At 46.7% G+C, this 17273-nt stretch carries 15 protein-coding genes; 4 read left to right on the top strand and 11 right to left on the bottom strand.

Annotation, left to right across the window (positions count from 1 at the left end):
• Nucleotides 1–69: 69 nt before the first annotated feature.
• The 6 genes from QFZ78_RS25165 to fumC form a co-directional block, all read right to left on the bottom strand.
• Nucleotides 70–1686, bottom strand: coding sequence for a response regulator (locus tag QFZ78_RS25165; protein ID WP_307551604.1), 1617 nt, complete (start codon nt 1684–1686; stop codon nt 70–72).
• The gene (locus tag QFZ78_RS25160; RefSeq protein WP_307551602.1) at nt 1683–3437 is read right to left on the bottom strand and encodes a sensor histidine kinase; all 1755 of its coding nucleotides are present in this window, start codon (nt 3435–3437) and stop codon (nt 1683–1685) included. The genes QFZ78_RS25165 and QFZ78_RS25160 overlap by 4 nt, the downstream gene beginning before the upstream one ends.
• Nucleotides 3438–3552: 115 nt before the next feature.
• The gene (locus QFZ78_RS25155; protein ID WP_307551600.1) at nt 3553–4368 is read right to left on the bottom strand and encodes a carbohydrate ABC transporter permease; all 816 of its coding nucleotides are present in this window, start codon (nt 4366–4368) and stop codon (nt 3553–3555) included.
• Nucleotides 4365–5249: a carbohydrate ABC transporter permease gene (locus QFZ78_RS25150; protein WP_307551598.1), complete on the bottom strand. Its 885-nt coding sequence runs from the start codon at nt 5247–5249 to the stop codon at nt 4365–4367. Before QFZ78_RS25150 ends, QFZ78_RS25155 begins: the two co-directional genes overlap by 4 nt.
• Nucleotides 5250–5344: 95 nt before the next feature.
• The gene (locus QFZ78_RS25145; protein WP_307551596.1) at nt 5345–6685 is read right to left on the bottom strand and encodes an ABC transporter substrate-binding protein; all 1341 of its coding nucleotides are present in this window, start codon (nt 6683–6685) and stop codon (nt 5345–5347) included.
• 357 nt (nt 6686–7042) lie between these two features.
• The gene (gene fumC / locus QFZ78_RS25140) at nt 7043–8434 is read right to left on the bottom strand and encodes a class II fumarate hydratase (protein ID WP_307551594.1); all 1392 of its coding nucleotides are present in this window, start codon (nt 8432–8434) and stop codon (nt 7043–7045) included.
• Between the two features lie 199 nt (nt 8435–8633).
• Between fumC and QFZ78_RS25135 the strand changes: the two genes are divergently transcribed.
• Entirely contained in the window at nt 8634–9026 is a 393-nt protein-coding gene (locus QFZ78_RS25135) for an acyl-CoA thioesterase (protein WP_307551592.1), read from the top strand.
• A gap of 12 nt (nt 9027–9038) precedes the next feature.
• Here the strand turns inward: QFZ78_RS25135 and QFZ78_RS25130 are convergent, their stop codons facing one another.
• Nucleotides 9039–9608: a pyridoxamine 5'-phosphate oxidase family protein gene (locus QFZ78_RS25130; RefSeq protein ID WP_307551590.1), complete on the bottom strand. Its 570-nt coding sequence runs from the start codon at nt 9606–9608 to the stop codon at nt 9039–9041.
• 295 nt (nt 9609–9903) lie between these two features.
• Between QFZ78_RS25130 and QFZ78_RS25125 the strand changes: the two genes are divergently transcribed.
• On the top strand, nt 9904–10071 hold the full coding sequence (locus QFZ78_RS25125; RefSeq protein WP_307551588.1) for a hypothetical protein: 168 nt from the start codon (nt 9904–9906) through the stop codon (nt 10069–10071).
• 930 nt (nt 10072–11001) lie between these two features.
• Entirely contained in the window at nt 11002–11610 is a 609-nt protein-coding gene (locus QFZ78_RS25120) for a DUF3298 and DUF4163 domain-containing protein (protein ID WP_307551585.1), read from the top strand.
• A gap of 2 nt (nt 11611–11612) precedes the next feature.
• On the opposite strand, the gene QFZ78_RS25115 is transcribed toward QFZ78_RS25120, so the two are convergent.
• Together QFZ78_RS25115 and QFZ78_RS25110 are read right to left on the bottom strand one after the other, a co-directional pair.
• Nucleotides 11613–12620 carry a TRM11 family SAM-dependent methyltransferase gene (locus tag QFZ78_RS25115; protein ID WP_307551583.1) on the bottom strand — a complete coding sequence of 336 codons (1008 nt, stop codon included), beginning with the start codon at nt 12618–12620 and terminating at the stop codon, nt 11613–11615.
• Nucleotides 12621–12650: 30 nt separating this feature from the next.
• Complete coding sequence (locus tag QFZ78_RS25110; protein WP_307551581.1) at nt 12651–13559, bottom strand: LysR family transcriptional regulator; 909 nt, start codon at nt 13557–13559, stop codon at nt 12651–12653.
• Between the two features lie 127 nt (nt 13560–13686).
• Between QFZ78_RS25110 and QFZ78_RS25105 the strand changes: the two genes are divergently transcribed.
• Nucleotides 13687–14757, top strand: coding sequence for a branched-chain amino acid aminotransferase (locus QFZ78_RS25105; protein ID WP_307551579.1), 1071 nt, complete (start codon nt 13687–13689; stop codon nt 14755–14757).
• Between the two features lie 184 nt (nt 14758–14941).
• Here the strand turns inward: QFZ78_RS25105 and QFZ78_RS25100 are convergent, their stop codons facing one another.
• Together QFZ78_RS25100 and QFZ78_RS25095 are read right to left on the bottom strand one after the other, a co-directional pair.
• Nucleotides 14942–15376: a YkvA family protein gene (locus QFZ78_RS25100; protein ID WP_307551577.1), complete on the bottom strand. Its 435-nt coding sequence runs from the start codon at nt 15374–15376 to the stop codon at nt 14942–14944.
• A gap of 298 nt (nt 15377–15674) precedes the next feature.
• Entirely contained in the window at nt 15675–17222 is a 1548-nt protein-coding gene (locus QFZ78_RS25095; protein WP_307551574.1) for an extracellular solute-binding protein, read from the bottom strand.
• Nucleotides 17223–17273: the final 51 nt, after the last annotated feature.

The raw sequence follows: 17273 nt of genomic DNA, 5'->3' as shown, positions 1-17273 counted from the left end.
TCCTCTATCCCTTGTTGAAATTCGCTGGGCAAGTCCAAATTCCTCTCACCAATCCGCACGATTTGTTCGCTACGAATATTGATCTCGGTACTCTTGCGGAGTCATGCCATAATGCTTCTTGAACGCATGATTAAAGGAATGTGGGCGTTGATAGCCAAGCTGTGTGGCGATTTCATAAATCTTATCCTGACCATTCTTCAGCAAATACGCAGCTTTATCCATCCGGGCATGATTGATGTAGTCGCTTAAATTTTCACCCGTTTCAAGTTTATAGATCTTCGATATATAAACCGGATGCATGTACACATGATCGGCAATCGATTGTAAGGAGACGTCGCTAGCCAGATGCTGATCGATGAAAGACCTAATATCCTTGATCAGCGTTGCACGGCTGTCCTGCCTTTCTTGATCCATATCCTCCTTCATGCGTTGTAAAGAACGAATCGACCATTCACGCAGCTGATTCACCGTACGAAAAGGTATACCTTCCATCATTCGTTCGTAATCACCGCCAATGAGCTGATGCAGCTGTCGGCCATTCTTATGCGCAATATAAGCAAAAGCGGATGCGATCGAGAAATAAACTTCTAATAGATGTTCCTGAGATTCAGAAAATCTAACTTCCATTTCATCAAAAATCAGGGACAGCTTCTCCTCTGTATCTTCCCATCTTGCTGCTTCCAATAGATGATTGAGCGTTGGCGGCTCATATAGCCGTTGCAAGGCTGACAGTTCGGTCTGAACAGACTCATCGCCAAGTCGCATGAACAGCTCGTGCTCACTCCCGATACGTTTGCGAAAAGCGCTAAGCGAGCTATTGTACAGCGCATTTATTTCGGCCGGGAACTCGCCCCAACTGCTCAGAAGGATGGAGATTTTGCCTTTCAAATAATTGCTCACGGCCGATTGGAGATCAGCAGCCGTACGTTCCAGCCAAGCAGCATCTTCCTTGTCGGGTGTTTCCTGCTTATGCTTCATCACAAATACCAAATAATCGTGAGCATCCTTCGTATGCCAGCTATCGAATTTCTCCGCAAATAATTCGTCGGCCATGTTGCTAATGGCATATTCTATTAACGATAAATGTCCGGTATCATATTCCAGAAAATCCGATTCCAACCGGACCATCATCAAAACGCAAGCATGCTCGTGGTAATCAGGGAGCTCTAGAATCTGCATTTTTTCTCGAAGTGAATGCTCCGATATTTTATGACCTTGAAGTAAATCATTCAATAAATTCCCCCTAAGCAAAGGGAGATTTTCCTTGAGAGTATACGTTAAACGCTGCGTAGAGATGACGGTCTCCCATTCCTTCTGCAGCTTCTCCATCACCCGGCTGACCGTAGCTAATAAAGCTTGTTCCGTGACGGGCTTGAGCAAATAATCCTCCGAACCCTGTAGAATCGCTTCTTTGGCATAGTTGAAGTCCGAGTATCCAGATAAGAGAATACATTTGGTCTTCGCCCAGCGACGGTTGATCTCAGCAATTAATTGCAAACCGGAGATACCGGGCATCTGAATGTCCGTAATCACGATATTAATCGACATTTGTTCGAGCAGCTCAAGCGCTTCTTTACCGGAATAAGCCTTAAACACCTGCTCAATCCCGATAGATGCCCAGTCAATCGTAGACTGAAGCCGATCCACGACATGCGCTTCATCATCGACAATCAATAGTTGAATCATCGTTTTATCACCTCGGTGGCTAGATCACTCTCCTGGGAGTTGTGTTTCCAAGTTAGCACTGCCCTTAAACCACCGTCATTTACTCGCTCAAAAGTAAGTCCGGAGCCTTCCCCGAACTGATAATACAAACGGTGGTGGACATTCCATGTTCCACAGCCAATCTCATCGGACATTGGAGCCTCCAGCTGTTTAAGCAGCTTATCTAATCCTGCTTCATCCAGCCCTCCGCCGTTATCTTCAACAATCAGTCGATTCCACCCATCTTGCTGCTCACCCGTGATCGTGATTCGATCACCCTCTGCGCTACGCTCAATCCCATGGACAATGGCATTCTCTACTAGCGGCTGCAAAATAAGTCGGGGAACCCGCTCATCTAACATCTCATCTGGCACAGATATCTCGTACTTTAACCGGTGTATGCGGAGATTCTGAATCGTTAAATAATGACCTACCAAATCCAGTTCTTCCTGCAACCGCACACTTTGTTTTTCCACTCTAGTGGTGTAGCGATAAAACTCGGCTAAATTCTGCGACATGGCCACGACTGATTCTTTATCTTCCATCTCTGCTGAATTGATAATGAAGAACAAGGAGTTATACAGAAAATGCGGGTGAATCTGCGATTGCAGCTGTTTCAAGGTTGCTTCACGTGAGCGTATTTTCTCCGCATAAACATCCTCTACAAGCACTTGAATTTGCTCGGCCATCTCATTAAATCGCTGGATGAGGAAATCAAATTCATTTTTGGCTCTATACGCGATCCGAGCCGATAAATCGCCTCGCTTCACTTGCTGCACACTTTGAATCATCTTGCCAATCGGAATTTGCACGTTGCGATACAGCAAGAAAGAAGCCAGAATGCTCATCCCAAGCAGCAGAGCAATAGAAACGTAAAACAATTTACGCGTCATCGTAATAGGAGAAAGTATCTTCTCCACAGGCACATAATCAACTAAGTACCAACCCAACTGTTCCGACTTCACAAAGCTGATCAAATACTGTTGATTTGCAATTTCAAATTGAACTTGGCCGGTAAGCGGTAAACCTTGACCAGCCAATCTTTCATGAATTGTATGCGTAATCGACGGATTCGACGAGCTGTTGAAAATCGCCCTATTTTGCCCATCAACCAAAAAAGGATCACTTCGTTTATCTTGCTTGTACACATCAAGCAGTTGAATCATATTCTGCACGCTGAACCTTACTTGATACAGCACATTAGCTTGACCGGCAACCTGGGCACGTATAGGCTCACTAATTTCCCTACTGAACGACCCTATCCCATTGTCACCCTTGCGTTCCTCATACGTCCACGTTCGCTTAATCGGGCTATCCCAAGGCCACGCATCCGTTCCGTTGACAAATATACTAGAGGACAGCACTTGCTTCCCTTTCGGTATGGCAATCGTCAGCTCATTGACCCATCCGCTGGAGACACTTTGAAGGCTAAGCTTCTGTATAATTCGCGACTGTTCTTTCAGCATGTCATAATCGGGCGACTCATTCCTGTCGATAAATTCCCTTATGTAAGGATCGCTGCCGAGAATGACCGGAGACATCGCTAATCGCTCCACGTCCGCATCCAATTGATGCATGAAGAAAGACAGCTGGTTTAAATTCGATGACTGAATCTGGTCTTGAACAACATTATTCGTTATCCGATTCGTATAGCTGTAGAGCAGTACAATAGGGATAAGGAGTAGAACTAATAGAACGAGAATTTTGCTGAAAATATTAAGTTTATACGGCACGCTGGGTTCACCTTCCATGCTTCTGCTAAGCTTTCTAACTTAGAATTAACGTTTGCGAGAGAAGTCATCCAAAGAAAAGGCGACGACTACCCTCGTATTCGTTATGTCTTCATTATTAGCCTTTCACTGCACCAGCAGAAAGTCCGCTTACCACGTACCGTTGAGACACTAAAGCAATGATGAGAACCGGAAGTGTAATGATGCAGGCAGCAGCCATCAGCGCGCCCCAGTTGATTTCGGAATAGGACATAAAGTTAAACACAGCGATCGGTAACGTTTTTGTTTTGTCCCCTGCCAAGATAACCGAGAACATAAAATTGTTCCACGAAAATATGAAGGAGAGTAACGAAGCTGTAATAACACCTGGTCCTGAGATCGGCAAAATAATGCGCAGAAACACTTGATGATGCGTACATCCATCGATAAGTCCAGACTCTTCGATTTCCGTTGGAAGTGCCTCGAAAAAGGAAATCATTATCCAAATAATAAACGGTAATCCAACAAGCATATGACTTAGAATTAACGCTGTATACGTGTCTACCAAATGGATCTTGGAGAACAGGATGAACCAAGGAATCAAGAATGTGATTCCCGGAATAATTCTCGCGACTAAGATAAGAAGCCCAAGCTTGTGAAGGTGATGCCTTGCAATGGCATAAGCTGCCGGAAGCCCTAAAACAAGGGACAAAAGCGTCGAACCAGCTGCTACAAGGAAACTATTCCAAATAAACTTCAGGAAGTCGTATTCTTTGAACACACTGACATAGTTATGAAAAGTTGGTTTGAAGATGAACATATCACCTGTCGATAAAATCTGTGACTGTGTCTTGAAAGAAGCCAGTAACATCCAAACAAATGGAAAACCAAAGGCGATTAGGACTAGGAACGTTAGCAGCATTTGTATAAATCTTAAGCCCTTCTTTGGCTTCATGATGAGGTTCCCTCCAATCGTTTACGCATCCATATCATAAATAAAGTCAGTCCCATCACCAGAGCAAAGAAGATAACAAGTAACGATGAAGCCATACCTAGCTTAAAGTATTGGAAACCAAGCACATACCCATACAAGTTCAATGTCTCTGAAGCAAAATTAGGTCCGCCTTGTGTTGTCGCATAAATAATATCGAACGTCTTCAACACATCGATTAAGCGCAGCATCGCCGCTACAATGATCGTTGGTTTCAGCAAGGGCAGCGTAATGGAAACGAATTTTCTCCATGCCGTTGCACCGTCTACATCCGCCGCCTCATAAGGATCGGTTGGGAGTGTAGCTAAGCCTGCCATAATAATCAGAGCAATCATCGGTGTCCATTGCCAGACGTCTACGATAACCAATGACGGTATAACCTGATTTGGCGAAGCTAGCCATAACAAAGGCTGCAAGCCCATCGATTTGAGCATCATATTCGCTACCCCAATCGTTGGCTCGTAGATAAGCATCCACACCAAGCCCATGGCTACCGGTGTTGCTACCATGGGCAGCAGGAATACCGTTTTTACGATGTTTTTTCCTTTGAATTCCCTCGACAGCAGCAAGGCAATCGCGATCCCCAGGATAACTTCAAGCCCAAGGGCCATGATCGTGAAGTAGAACGTTGAACCTGTTGCATGCCAAAAGCGCTCATCTTTGAATAAGGCGATATAATTCGACAACCCTACAAAAAGTGGCGGTGTTGTCGCGGACATGCTCCACTCATAAAAGCTGATTCGGAATGTATAAATGATTGGAAACAGCATCATCAACAGGACGAAGATGACCGCCGGAAGCGTATAAATCCATTTTAAATTGCGGTTAAACCAACTGTATTGCATGACTTCATTCACCCTTCCTGATGAAATTGTACCCTTATGCAAAGGGTGAAGAGGGCCACTTGAGATGACCCTCATTTGTTGCAATCGCGCTGTATTTATTTCGTTTTATCTTTATCCATAATCGCTTGCAGAGCTGCATTCGCTTTATCTGCTACCGGCTGAATGTTTGTTTCACCAGTCATCCATTTTTGTACGATTTCACCAACGGCATCACGAGCTTCACCTACGCTAATTACCGTTGGACGGTCGTGGTCTACACCGTTTTTAGAACTCTCTTTAATAATAGGAACGAGATCCGCTGGGAAGCCTGTCGTACCTTCTGGTTTATCCCAAACCGATGCGCGCGCGCCCGGGTTCCCTTTTTGCTGTGTTTTCAACACGACATCTTTGCTTGTTGCCCACTCGATGAATGCCCAAGTTGCATCTTTATTTCCCGATTTGGCGTTCATCGCAAGACCCCAAGATGTAATACTATACGGTTTGGAACCTGCTTTACCCGCAGGCATGACAGCAAAGCCAACTTGATCGGCAATTTGGGACTTCGCTGGATCTGTCGCATTTTTGTAGAGCGAGTTCGCATCCGTTAAGAAAGCAACTTTCCCTTGAGCGAAAATACCGAAAGCTTGCGGCCAAGACATATTGAGTACGCCTGGAGGCGCATAATCCTTAAGTAGAGTGCCGTACGTTGTAAATGCTTTGATCGCTTCTGGCGTGTTAATCGTTGCTTTATCGCCACTCGTGAAGTCTGCACCCTCTGAATATAAGAAGGAAGAAACTTGCGTAACTAGCGGTGAACGTTGGCCCCTAGCCACAAAGCCGTACATTTCGTTTTTTGGATCATGCAGCTTCTTAACTGCTGCTTGCAGCTCATCTAACGTTTTCGGTACTGCGATACCGGCCTTTTGCAACAAATCTTTACGATAGTACAAAATTTCTTGCTCGGTAATAATCGGAATACCAGCTAGCTTCGCATCAACCGTTGTGGAACCAACAGCTGATTTAGCAAAATCGGCGAAATCATAATCCTTTGCTTTTTGAGCGTAATCATCAAGCGGTTGAACCCAACCGTTTTTATAGAATAATTTACCCTCTTGAAGCGGACGGTACATGAAAACGTCTGGTGTTGCAGAACCGGATGTAAATTGTACGGTTAATTTTTGTGTCAGCTGATCCTCGAAAAAGCTCTCAACATTGACTTTGATGCCCGTTTCCTTCTCGAAGTCAGGAAGCAAAGGCTTGATCGCATCCGCCCAAGGATGGTTAGCTGCTACTAAATTGATCGACTTTCCTGCAAAAGGCTTTGCATTAGCCGTTGCGCCCGCTGCAGGCGTTGGCTGCTGCGTGTTCTCCGGCGTGCTCCCGCATCCTGCAACAACCGTTGCTGCCATGATAACTGTGGTACCAACACCGACCCATTGTTTCAATGATTTTTTCATCTGATATGTGACCTCCCAGGTAATCTTAAATGTATGTGCTTACATATCTAAGAGTACTTGATTCTTATATTCCGTTATATAACGAAAATTAAACATGCATAACTACATGTGAAGGGAAAAGGTCGATAGGTCCATTGATGGGACTATCTGTGACAGACAGCTGAAGACCTATGCAAATTACAGGTTAAAATTGATGTACTTTTTGCATCTTAATTACGTATGATGAGAAATTCACTCGAATTTGCTGCACTTTTTGCAGTTGGGTGTGGGTAGACATGTACAAAAAGAGGTTGAGCTGCAGTCTTTAACTGCGGCCCAACCTCTTTTGTGGTGGAGACACTCCGTCCCCGTAGCTATTCACGTTGTCTTCGGATGCACCATGTCTTGCGGACGCACGTAGCTGTCAAACTGCTCAGCCGTTAAGTAGCCGCTGCGCACGGCTGACTCCTTCAGTGTCAGCCCTTCTTTGTGGGCTTGCTTCGCAATGCTGGCCGCTTTCTCATACCCGAGATACGGGTTGAGCGCTGTAACCAGCATGAGGGATTGCTCAAGGTTGCGCTGAATGACCTCGCGATTCGGCTCCATGCCAACGAGACAGTTGTCATTGAACGAGCGCATACTATCAGCCAGCAGCCGCACGGACTGCAGGAAATTGTGTATGATCACGGGCTTGAACACGTTCAGCTCGAAGTTGCCCTGGCTGGCGGCGAAGCCGATGGCCGCATCGTTGCCCATCACCTGGCAAACGACCATCGTCATCGCTTCGCTCTGCGTGGGGTTGACCTTGCCCGGCATGATCGAGCTGCCGGGCTCGTTCTCCGGGATCGTGATTTCACCGATCCCGCAGCGGGGACCGCTCGATAGCCACCGCACATCGTTGGCTATCTTCATCAAGTTCGCCGCCAGCGCCTTCAGCGCGCCGTGGGCGTAAACGATCTGATCATGGCTGGTCAGCGCATGATACTTGTTCGCGGCCGAGACGAAGCGCGTGCCCGTCTCGCGAGACAGAGCTTCGGCGACGCGCGCGCCGAACTCGGGATGTGCGTTCAGCCCGGTGCCGACGGCGGTACCGCCGATCGCCAGCTCGCGCATCGTATCGACGCTGCTGCGCACCATGCGCGCCGTCTGCTCCAGCATCGCCCACCAGCCGCTGATTTCCTGCCCCAGCGTCAGCGGGGTGGCGTCCTGCAGGTGCGTGCGGCCGATCTTCACGATGTCGGCGAAGGCCGTCATCTTGCTGTGGAGCGTAGCCTGCAAAAGCTCCATCGCAGGCAAAAGCTCCTCCTCCACAGCGATGACTCCAGCGACATGCATCGCCGTTGGAAACGTATCGTTCGAGCTTTGCGAACGATTCACATCATCGTTGGGATGTATGCGTTCCACGCCATCCCCCAGCAGTTCGCTGCCTCGGTGAGCAATCACCTCATTGACGTTCATGTTCGACTGCGTCCCGCTGCCCGTCTGCCAAACGACGAGCGGGAACTCGTCGTTCCAGCGGCCCTCCACGATTTCATCAGCAGCCTGCGCAATCGCCTCCGCCTTCTCTGGATTTAATCCGGCTAGCTCTCGGTTCACCTGCGCGGCGGCCTTTTTCAACAAGGCAAAAGCCCCAATCAACCGCACCGGCATCCGTTCTGTGCCAATCTTAAAATTCTCATAGCTGCGCTGCGTCTGAGCCCCCCACAACTTATCCACAGGTACTCTGATTTCACCCATCGTATCCTTTTCAATACGATAATCTTGCGCCATTATGTACCGCCTCCTGGACCTAGCTTTATAAGCAGATAAAATAAGTTAACCAATCTAGTGACATCATCAAACACGCAAGGCATAGTTTGCCCACATTGTGGAGCAGTATGAGCCTTTTACTGGTTTTCACACCCATAGACGAGCTATAATGAACAAAAACACCTGCCCATGTCAGGTGTAAAAGAAGGAGCTCATTTTCATGGAATCCAAACTGGATATTATCGTCAGATCAACGGAAATTGATGTGAACGGACACGTCAATAATGCCAAATATTTGGAGTACCTAGAATGGGGGCGCGAGAAATGGTATGAGCAGTCCCAGTTATCTTATGAAACCTTTGGCACGATGGGGATTCAAACTGTTACGGTGAACATCACCATCAATTATAAAAAAGAATGCAAACAAGGAGATCACTTAACGGTCACCTGCCGCCCTGAAAAAATGGGGCGCTCCAGCTATATGCTGAAGCAAGAGATTTTCAACAAGCAAGGTGACCTATGTGCTGACGCCCTTGTCACCAGCGTAACAATGGATAGCACGACGCGTAAAAGCCGAGAAGCGCCGGAGGCGTTGCGGAAACATTTTGAATAAAAAAGTGCGATCTTACACAGTGTCTGTGGATAACTTTTGACCGATTGTCGTCTGCAGTCCGTCCATGCTCGTCATGTTTTTTTCTTGCCAATAGTTATTCAACCCTTGCTCTCCTTGTTTCGCTGCCCAGTTCTGCAGGGTATTCCGTTCTCCCTCATAGGTATAAAAAGGGACGCTGTAGCCGCATGATGCTTTGACCTCATGAACGTGGGCGACGATGATTTGCCGAGCTCCAGGCAGCAGCGTAAAACGCGAAGATAACTTCTCCCACTCCGGGGTCCCTGGCAGAACAACACGCCCCTTCCCATACAGTCGCAGTATCATAGGTGGCCCTTCCACAGCCGTGAACATCAATGTAATTCGTCCATTTTCCTCTAAATGCGCACTTGTCTCATTCCCGCTTCCGGTTAAGTCCAAATAGGCCACTTCATTCGCTGATAAAATACGCAGTACATCATGACCCTTCGGTGAAAGATTTACGTGCCCTTCCGCCGTTAGTGGTGCCGACCCCACAAAAAAGATGTGCTGCTTCGCGATAAAAGCCTCATGCTCCGGCAGCAGTGCTTCGAATGATTTCCCCATATGCCAATCATCACCTTTCCATTTTGTTCTATTATGCTCTCCCTTACGATATTTGTAAAATAGTTAAAATAGACATCCTTTATAGTCATTACCTATGATTTAGAGCTAGAGCATTCTAATATCAAATAAATAATCTGTATGTTTACTGGAAAATAGAGACATACTTAATTAGTCAAAGATAAATGGCTTACGCTGTCCCTTAAGGACAATTACGTTTGCCAGAGTTGATACAAAGTAAGTTAGCTTGCCTATTTATACTTACCGATCAACTGAAACTTAGAGGAGGTGATTTCAAATGTCAACGACCAACAGTAGTGATGATGTGGTGAGCCATGGCATTAATGCCGCACAGGCCAACGCGGAAGATAGCGAATCAAAACAAAAAGTGGAGGAATTAAACTCCTTGCTTCAAGGTACAGCAACAAACTCCACCGCCAATGAAGATATGTCATCACAGGAGTAACTGCTGCAAATTATTTAAGATGATTAAGAATTAGCACCATAAGATAACTATAAAGTACAACAAAAAGAGCTTTTCCTGCTGGTCTACCGAGACCGAGGAAGAGCTCTTTTTTGGGTATTATAGGATTTCGGGGCTGATGAGGCTGGGTAAGTTCTGCAGTAATCCTTGACTATTAGAGTGCTTAAGCTGCTCCATTTCTCCAAATTTCTGCTGCTCTGCTCCAAGTTGCACTACTCACTTCTAGACACTCCTACTTCTTCGATCCCTCTTGTGCAACCTATTCCTTTACTCTGCTGCTTCTCTACTCCCTCTTGTGCCGATCATTCCTTCACTCTGCTGCTTTTCTACTCCATAATGCACTACTCACCTCTACACACACTTATTTCTCACTTTCCTATTGCAGCTACATTCCTCCATCCTTCTACTTTCCACCCCCTCTTGTGCCGACCTTCCTTCACTCTACTGCTTTTCTACTCCATAATGCACTACTCACCTCTACACACACTTATTTCTCACTTTCCTATTGCAGCTACATTCCTCCATCCTTCTACTTTCCGCTCCCTCTTGTGCCGATCATTCCTTCATTCTACTGCTTTTCTACTCTGCTCCATTCCCTCACACTTCACACATCCACTTCCTCTTTACCGCTAAATGTAATAAGAGTCTCTAGAGACTGCTATTTCTCCGATTTCATCCTTAATGATACAAATAGAAGCCTTTGGAGACTCTTATTCTCGAAAAAATGGGGGGTTAAGTGGGTATATGGGGGAAATAGGAGTCTTTGAAGGCTTCTATTCCTCTGTTTGAAATGCTTTTTTCCGCAGTAGGAGCCTTTGGAGACTCTTATTCCACAAACATTCCCAAGAACGTTGAACCAAACGCCCACCCACGGAATAAATTGTAACAAAAACGTATGGGTGGATGATGAAGATGAACGGATTACATGAACCCGTTAGTATACAGACGTATAGAGTGCTTCGTGATAAATTAAACCTGCTGTACCCAGCAGTTGTGCAGCATACGCCTTACCCGGCAGAGCTTGCAATGAACACAGCGATTGTTAACGCGGTTAATAAACAGCTTCACGAGCAAGGCTATCCGCAAAATCCGCAGACAGATGTGACGGCTCATTACGAGCTAAAGACGAATGAACGAGGTATCCTTAGCTTAACCTTATGGAATTATGCTTTTTCGGGCGGAGCTCATGGACTAACGATCCAAAACGCACTGACCTTCAACACAGAATCAGGCAAGGCCTATGCGCTCAAAGATCTGTTTAAGCCCGGCAGCGATTACGTTGCCAAACTTAGTGCCATCATTAAGGCTGAGCTTAAAACACGGGATATTCCTTTGTTGGTTGAATTTAATAGTATTAGACCAGATCAGGATTTTTATATCGCTGATAAGGCTTTGGTGGTTTATTTTCAAGTGTATGAGCTGGCCGCTTATGTCTACGGATTTTTGTATTTTCCTATTTCTGTGTATGCCATCCAAGATATCATCGCTGAAGATGGACCGCTCGGTAACATGCTTTATTAGTGCTAGACGCAGACGATAATTTGTCTGCTGAAATTACCTTTATTGACGGTGCAGCGCTCTGAAATGCGAAATCCTGCTTTCGCGATGAGTGGATCGATCTGCTCCGTCGTAACGATGACCGCGCGCTTCGCTAATCGGCGTGCGCTTTGGAGCATTTGCAGCTGCTCGTCCTCCGGCAGCTTCGAACAGAGATTGTACGGCATGTCTAGGATGAGCGCATCGTAGCGGATCTGCGAGCTGGTCGGTGACTCCGCCACCTGCTCGCCTATGCGTTCAAGGCTGGTCGGTGACAAATTCACCTGCTCACCTACCAAGCCTAGGGTCCGCATATCCGCGATGCTGACCACATTCGGCATGCCGAAGTGTTCGAGATTCACCCGCGCGCCGCGCACCGCCAGCGGGTTGATGTCGCAGCCCACGATGTCGATCCCCATCGACATCGCCTCCACCAGTACCGTGCCGATGCCGCAGCACGGGTCAATGGCCTTCGTACCCGCTACGTCGGGCACGGCAATGTTCACCACCGCCCGCGCTACGCGCGTACTCAGGGCGGTGGAGTAGTTCTGCGGCTTCTGCTGATGCTGAAGCCACACGGCTTCGCCGTAGCTGCAGTGGCCGAACAACCATCGGCCTCCCAGCTCCGTCACGGCGAACCATTGCTCCGGCCGCCGCATCTCGGCTTTGCCGCGAAGATGCCGGCCTATTTCGCGAGCGACCTCGCGCTGGCGGTCCGTACTGACCGCAGCGTCTGTCTCCGCGAACGCAACCTTGAACGTTGACCCCTGTACGGTCAACGTCTCCACCCTCGAGGCCAGCTCCGGCAAGCTGCCGGCCTCGAATAACACATCCAGCCGCAGCTTCAAAAACGGGCTGCGGCTCGGCTCCACACGACGCGCGCTAATTGCGTAGCGTGCGCCAAGCATTGTCTCTGCGCCCAGCAAGGTGCGCAGTTCTAACTGGCACAGCGCCTGCTCGTCTTCGTGGCAGGCGTATACGTATATATGTTCCATACATCATCCCTCATTTTACATGTTAAATGCCTAAATCTGTTTTGCGTTTAAATTCCCGTTCTTTCCAGCACCTATCTGCTGCATCAACTGCTTCATAAACATATCCATCGTCTTACATAAAAACATATCCTTACGATAAATAATGCCTACGTCCTTCTGGGGAATCGGTTCTATAATCGGGATACTCCGGATGCCGCTGCTGCGGATACTGTCCACATAGGACTGTGGCAAAATAGCTCCGCCTACATTATTTTTGGCCATCTGAAGCAGTGATTCCAAGGTTGAGAGCTCTATCGCGGGTTTCCATTCAAAGCCGGACTGCTCACAACAATCATCCATCATTTGCCGAACATAAAATTTTTTCTGGAGCATAGCGATTGGAAGCTGGGCCAAGTCCGCCAAACGAATGGCTTTCGCCTGGGCTAGCGGATGCTTGTCCGAAATGACAAGCCGTAGCTGTTCCTTGTACATCGGGATGTAATGAAACTGTTCATCTTCATCAGGCAGGAAAACCACGCCTATGTCAAGCTGGTTGCTCAGCAGACGCTCCTTCGTTTCCTCGGTAGCGAGTTCCGTCACGGATAGCTCGATTTTCGGGTAGAGAGCATGGAAGGCAATAATCGTCGCGGTGAGCAAATGATTACCGGAGCAGCCAATACGCAGACGTCCCCGCTGCATGCCTTGGATCTCATTGATGGCCGCCTGCGCTTGATCCAACTCATGGAACATGTTCCTGCTGTGTTTATGAAGGATCTCGCCTGCTTCTGTGATGTAAATCTTTTTTCCGATTCGCTGAAAAAGCGGTGATCCTACCCGATGCTCCAATAGACGAATCTGTTGGCTAAGTGTGGGTTGGCTGATACCAAGCTTTTCCGCTGCCTTCGTGAAATGGAGTTCTTCGCATACCGCTAAAAAGTATTCCAATAATCGATGCTCCATCTTGGTATGCCTCCGATCATAGTTATTAACTATGATGGTAATTGATTATTCGCAATTGATCAATGATTGTTATTTATCTATAGTAACAATAACAAGTTAGAACTTATCGAAAAGGTGGTTGATGGCGATGTATGGACAGATTCGAATCGAACACAATCTGAGTTTTAAAACAAAGCCCCGGTTTGAAGAGGACTTAGGATTTGGTCGTCATTTTACTGATCATATGTTTATGATGGATTTCGAGGAAGGAAAGGGTTGGCATGATCCGCGTATTATTCCTTATGGACCCATTTCCCATGACCCCTCAGCGATGGTATTTCATTATGGGCAAGCCGTGTTCGAGGGGTTAAAGGCTTTTCGTACGGAATTGGATGAGATTGTTCTATTTCGACCTGACCAAAATGCACAGCGACTAAATCGTTCCTCCGACCGGCTGCAAATGCCTCAAATGGATGAGAATTTCGTCGTTGGCGCCATTCAAGCCCTCGTTCGTGTAGATGCCGATTGGGTGCCCAGAAAGAAGGGGTCCTCTTTATATATTCGTCCTTTTGTGATAGCTACCGAAGCCGGCTTAGGCGTTCGTGCCTCATCTCGCTATTCGTTCGTTATCATTATGTCGCCGGTTGACTCCTACTATGAGGAAGGGCTTAAGCCCATCAACATCCTTGTAGAAAGCCATTATACCAGGGCTGTTCAAGGTGGTACGGGCAGTGCCAAAGCAGCTGGCAATTACGCCGCAACCCTCAAGGCACAAGCCCTCGCCAAAGCACACAACTGCGCTCAAGTACTCTGGCTGGATGCCATCGAGAAAATTTATATAGAAGAAGCAGGCAGCATGAATGTCTTTTTCAAAATCAATGGGGAAGTTGTGACCCCAAGTCTTAGCGGCAGTATTCTGGATGGCATCACGCGAAACAGCATCATTCACCTGCTGAAGGAGTGGGGCATTCCGGTTACAGAGCGGAAAATTCCGATCGATGACATTGTTCTAGCCTATGAGAACGGAACCCTGGAGGAGGCCTTCGGTACAGGTACGGCTGCCGTCGTTTCCCCTATTGGCAGTCTCCTGTGGAACAGTACGCCCATGGTAATTAACCAAGGTAACATTGGTGATCTGGTTCGGAGGCTCTACGATACGATTACCGGGATTCAGTACGGAAGGATCGAGGATTCTCGCGGGTGGACGATTTCTTGCTGAATTCCAGCTTTCAATAAAAAAGACACCTCATGGGTGTCTTTTCTCATATGCAGGCTTAAGGCTCTCACATGTATAACCATGTATGCATGCTAACGTGCAGAGGCATTGTCAGTTCGTATCACTCTTACTTGCTTGGAGCAGCTAGCACTTCGCAAACGGCCCTCGAATAGTCAGACGTATCCTCCTATTTTACTCCTTGCTCGTCACTCTGTGGATCCTTCTCTTTCTGCTCTACAAGCTGCCCATCGATATCGATAATATCCTTGCTGTTCATCACATCATCACCAAGAAAATCCCTCAGCTTGTTCTTCGCTTTGCGCTTCACATCGTCATCGATACTCCTTGCGACAGATGCCAGCGCTAACCCCAAAGCACTTAAATCATCTACATATCCAACAATCGGCAGCAAATCTGGCAGGATATCCAGCGGCAAAATAAGATAACCCAGTGCGCCATAGATTTGAACTTTTGCTCTAAGCGGTGTTTTCGGACTTTCAACGGCGTAGAAGAGCAGCAGTCCGCTGTAAATGACTTTGCTGCCTGCCTTTTTGGCGCCCTTTTTCAGCTTCAGCCAGAAGTCGTCGGTAGAGAAATATTTCTGATATTTGGAAGAGTCCATCGAACGATCACTCCAATCATTTATTTATATATAACCCATATATAACAGAGATCAAGCATCCCTTTATGATACTCATATATGTTATGCCGTTAGTGTGCTCACCCCAACGCCAAGAAACTCCGTTTCCAAGCTTGCTTCTCATTCAGGAGTCTATGTTGATTTTGTCACAGAAGTGAGGACATTGGCAAGCGTCCTTGAAAGAAAAAAGAACTAGACCGGAGAGCGACTTCTCCCCGACCTAGTTCTAAGACGTGCAGCTACTCCCGTTTTTCTTCTTGGAGTAGACCACCGTAGTTCATTATTTTTTGGATGCTTTATAAGCATCTAGTTGTTTTTGATACTCAGCTATCACTTTATCAATACCAGCTGCTTTCAGCTTATCAATGGCTGTCTTGCTCTTCTGGTCATAATCCAGCACACCATCGTAGATAGGCATCACATCGGATGTATAGACAGCCTGAATATTGGACATCTCGGCTTTCACCGCGGTTGGATCGAAGAAAAAGTCTGCTGCGAAGAATGTTTTCGCATTCGGATCCGCGACGAATAATGCTTTGTTAGCGCTTAACGTATTCGGATCGATACGAATGAACTTCAGGTTCCCGATCATCCAGTCTTCCTGCTTATACAGATCTGTCTTGCCATCCGTATCTTTTAAGTATTCAATACCGCGTTCACCAATTTTCTTGTACGTTTTGCCTTCAATGCCATACATGAACAAATCATAATTTTCCTGTGAGGTGTATAACCAATTCAAGAACTTTACGGTAGCTTCAGGATGTTTGCTGTTTGCTGCTACGGCATTTACGTTTTTCGCGTTAAACATTCTGTAATGCGGTTTATCAGGATTTAATCGCTGAAGGGTGAAATCTTCGTCTTTCATGTTTGGATACGTCTTTTTCATTTCATTAATGTTATTAGGTGTACCGAATAAGAACGGATAAATGCCACTATTGATTTGCTTATCGATTTGCTCCTGCTTAATTACGAGAATATCTGGATTCGTAAGTTTTTTCTGATAAGCCGTACGGAAGAATGCCGCGTCCTTCTTAAACTCCTCTGTTTCTGCCCAGCTCTTCACTTTGCCGTCCTGATCAATGAAAGCAATTTTATCTTTCACTGCAAACGGATACGAATCATAAGCACGGTGCAGCACATCGGATGCATCACGCAATCCGCCGCGAATAGGAAGGTACGGCTTGGAAGCTCCATGATCTGTTGCCATTACCTTTTCCATAGCTGCCAGCATCTCTTCCTGGGTTTTAGGAACTTCCTTGACACCTGCTTGATTCAATAAGATGCGATTTGCTGTGAAGGAACCGTCAACAGCAGGTTCATACCAATAGGATGGAATACCGAACGTTTTCCCGTCTTTTTGTACGCCGCTCCATACTGAATCAGGTATAGCTTTCTTTAATTCAGGCCCATATTTTGCAACCTCGGGTCCAACATCTTTGACAGCTCCGCGACCAATATAATTGGCCAAAGAAATCCAGTCATTCATGACATGGAACATATCAAACGCTTCACCCGTTGAAAGCTTGAGGTTCAGCTTCTGTTCCCAGGCTCCCCAGTCGATATATTCTTTGATGATTTTCACATTCACGCCGTCAGCCTGCAGTTTCTTATCAACAGCATCTTTAACGGCTGCCCACTCTTTCGGTTCATTACCAGGTAAAACATATTTCAAAGTGACGACTTCTGCCGGTTTCGCTGATTCTTTGACACTCTTGTCTTCTGGTTTTGTTGATGCAGAAGCTTCAGGCTTTTCATCTGTTGTTCCGCAGCCTGCAATAAAGGATACTGCTAATAGACTGGATATTGAAACCATGGATAGCTTTTTCATGTGACCCTCTCCCTTTGAGTTAATCTTATATAAACCTCTTCCGAGGAAAAT

Source organism: Paenibacillus sp. V4I5 (assembly GCF_030817255.1).
In the GTDB taxonomy this organism is placed as follows: domain Bacteria; phylum Bacillota; class Bacilli; order Paenibacillales; family NBRC-103111; genus Paenibacillus_E.
The sequence above is the reverse complement of the archived record's forward strand: the minus strand, read 5'-3'. Positions and strand labels throughout refer to the sequence as shown.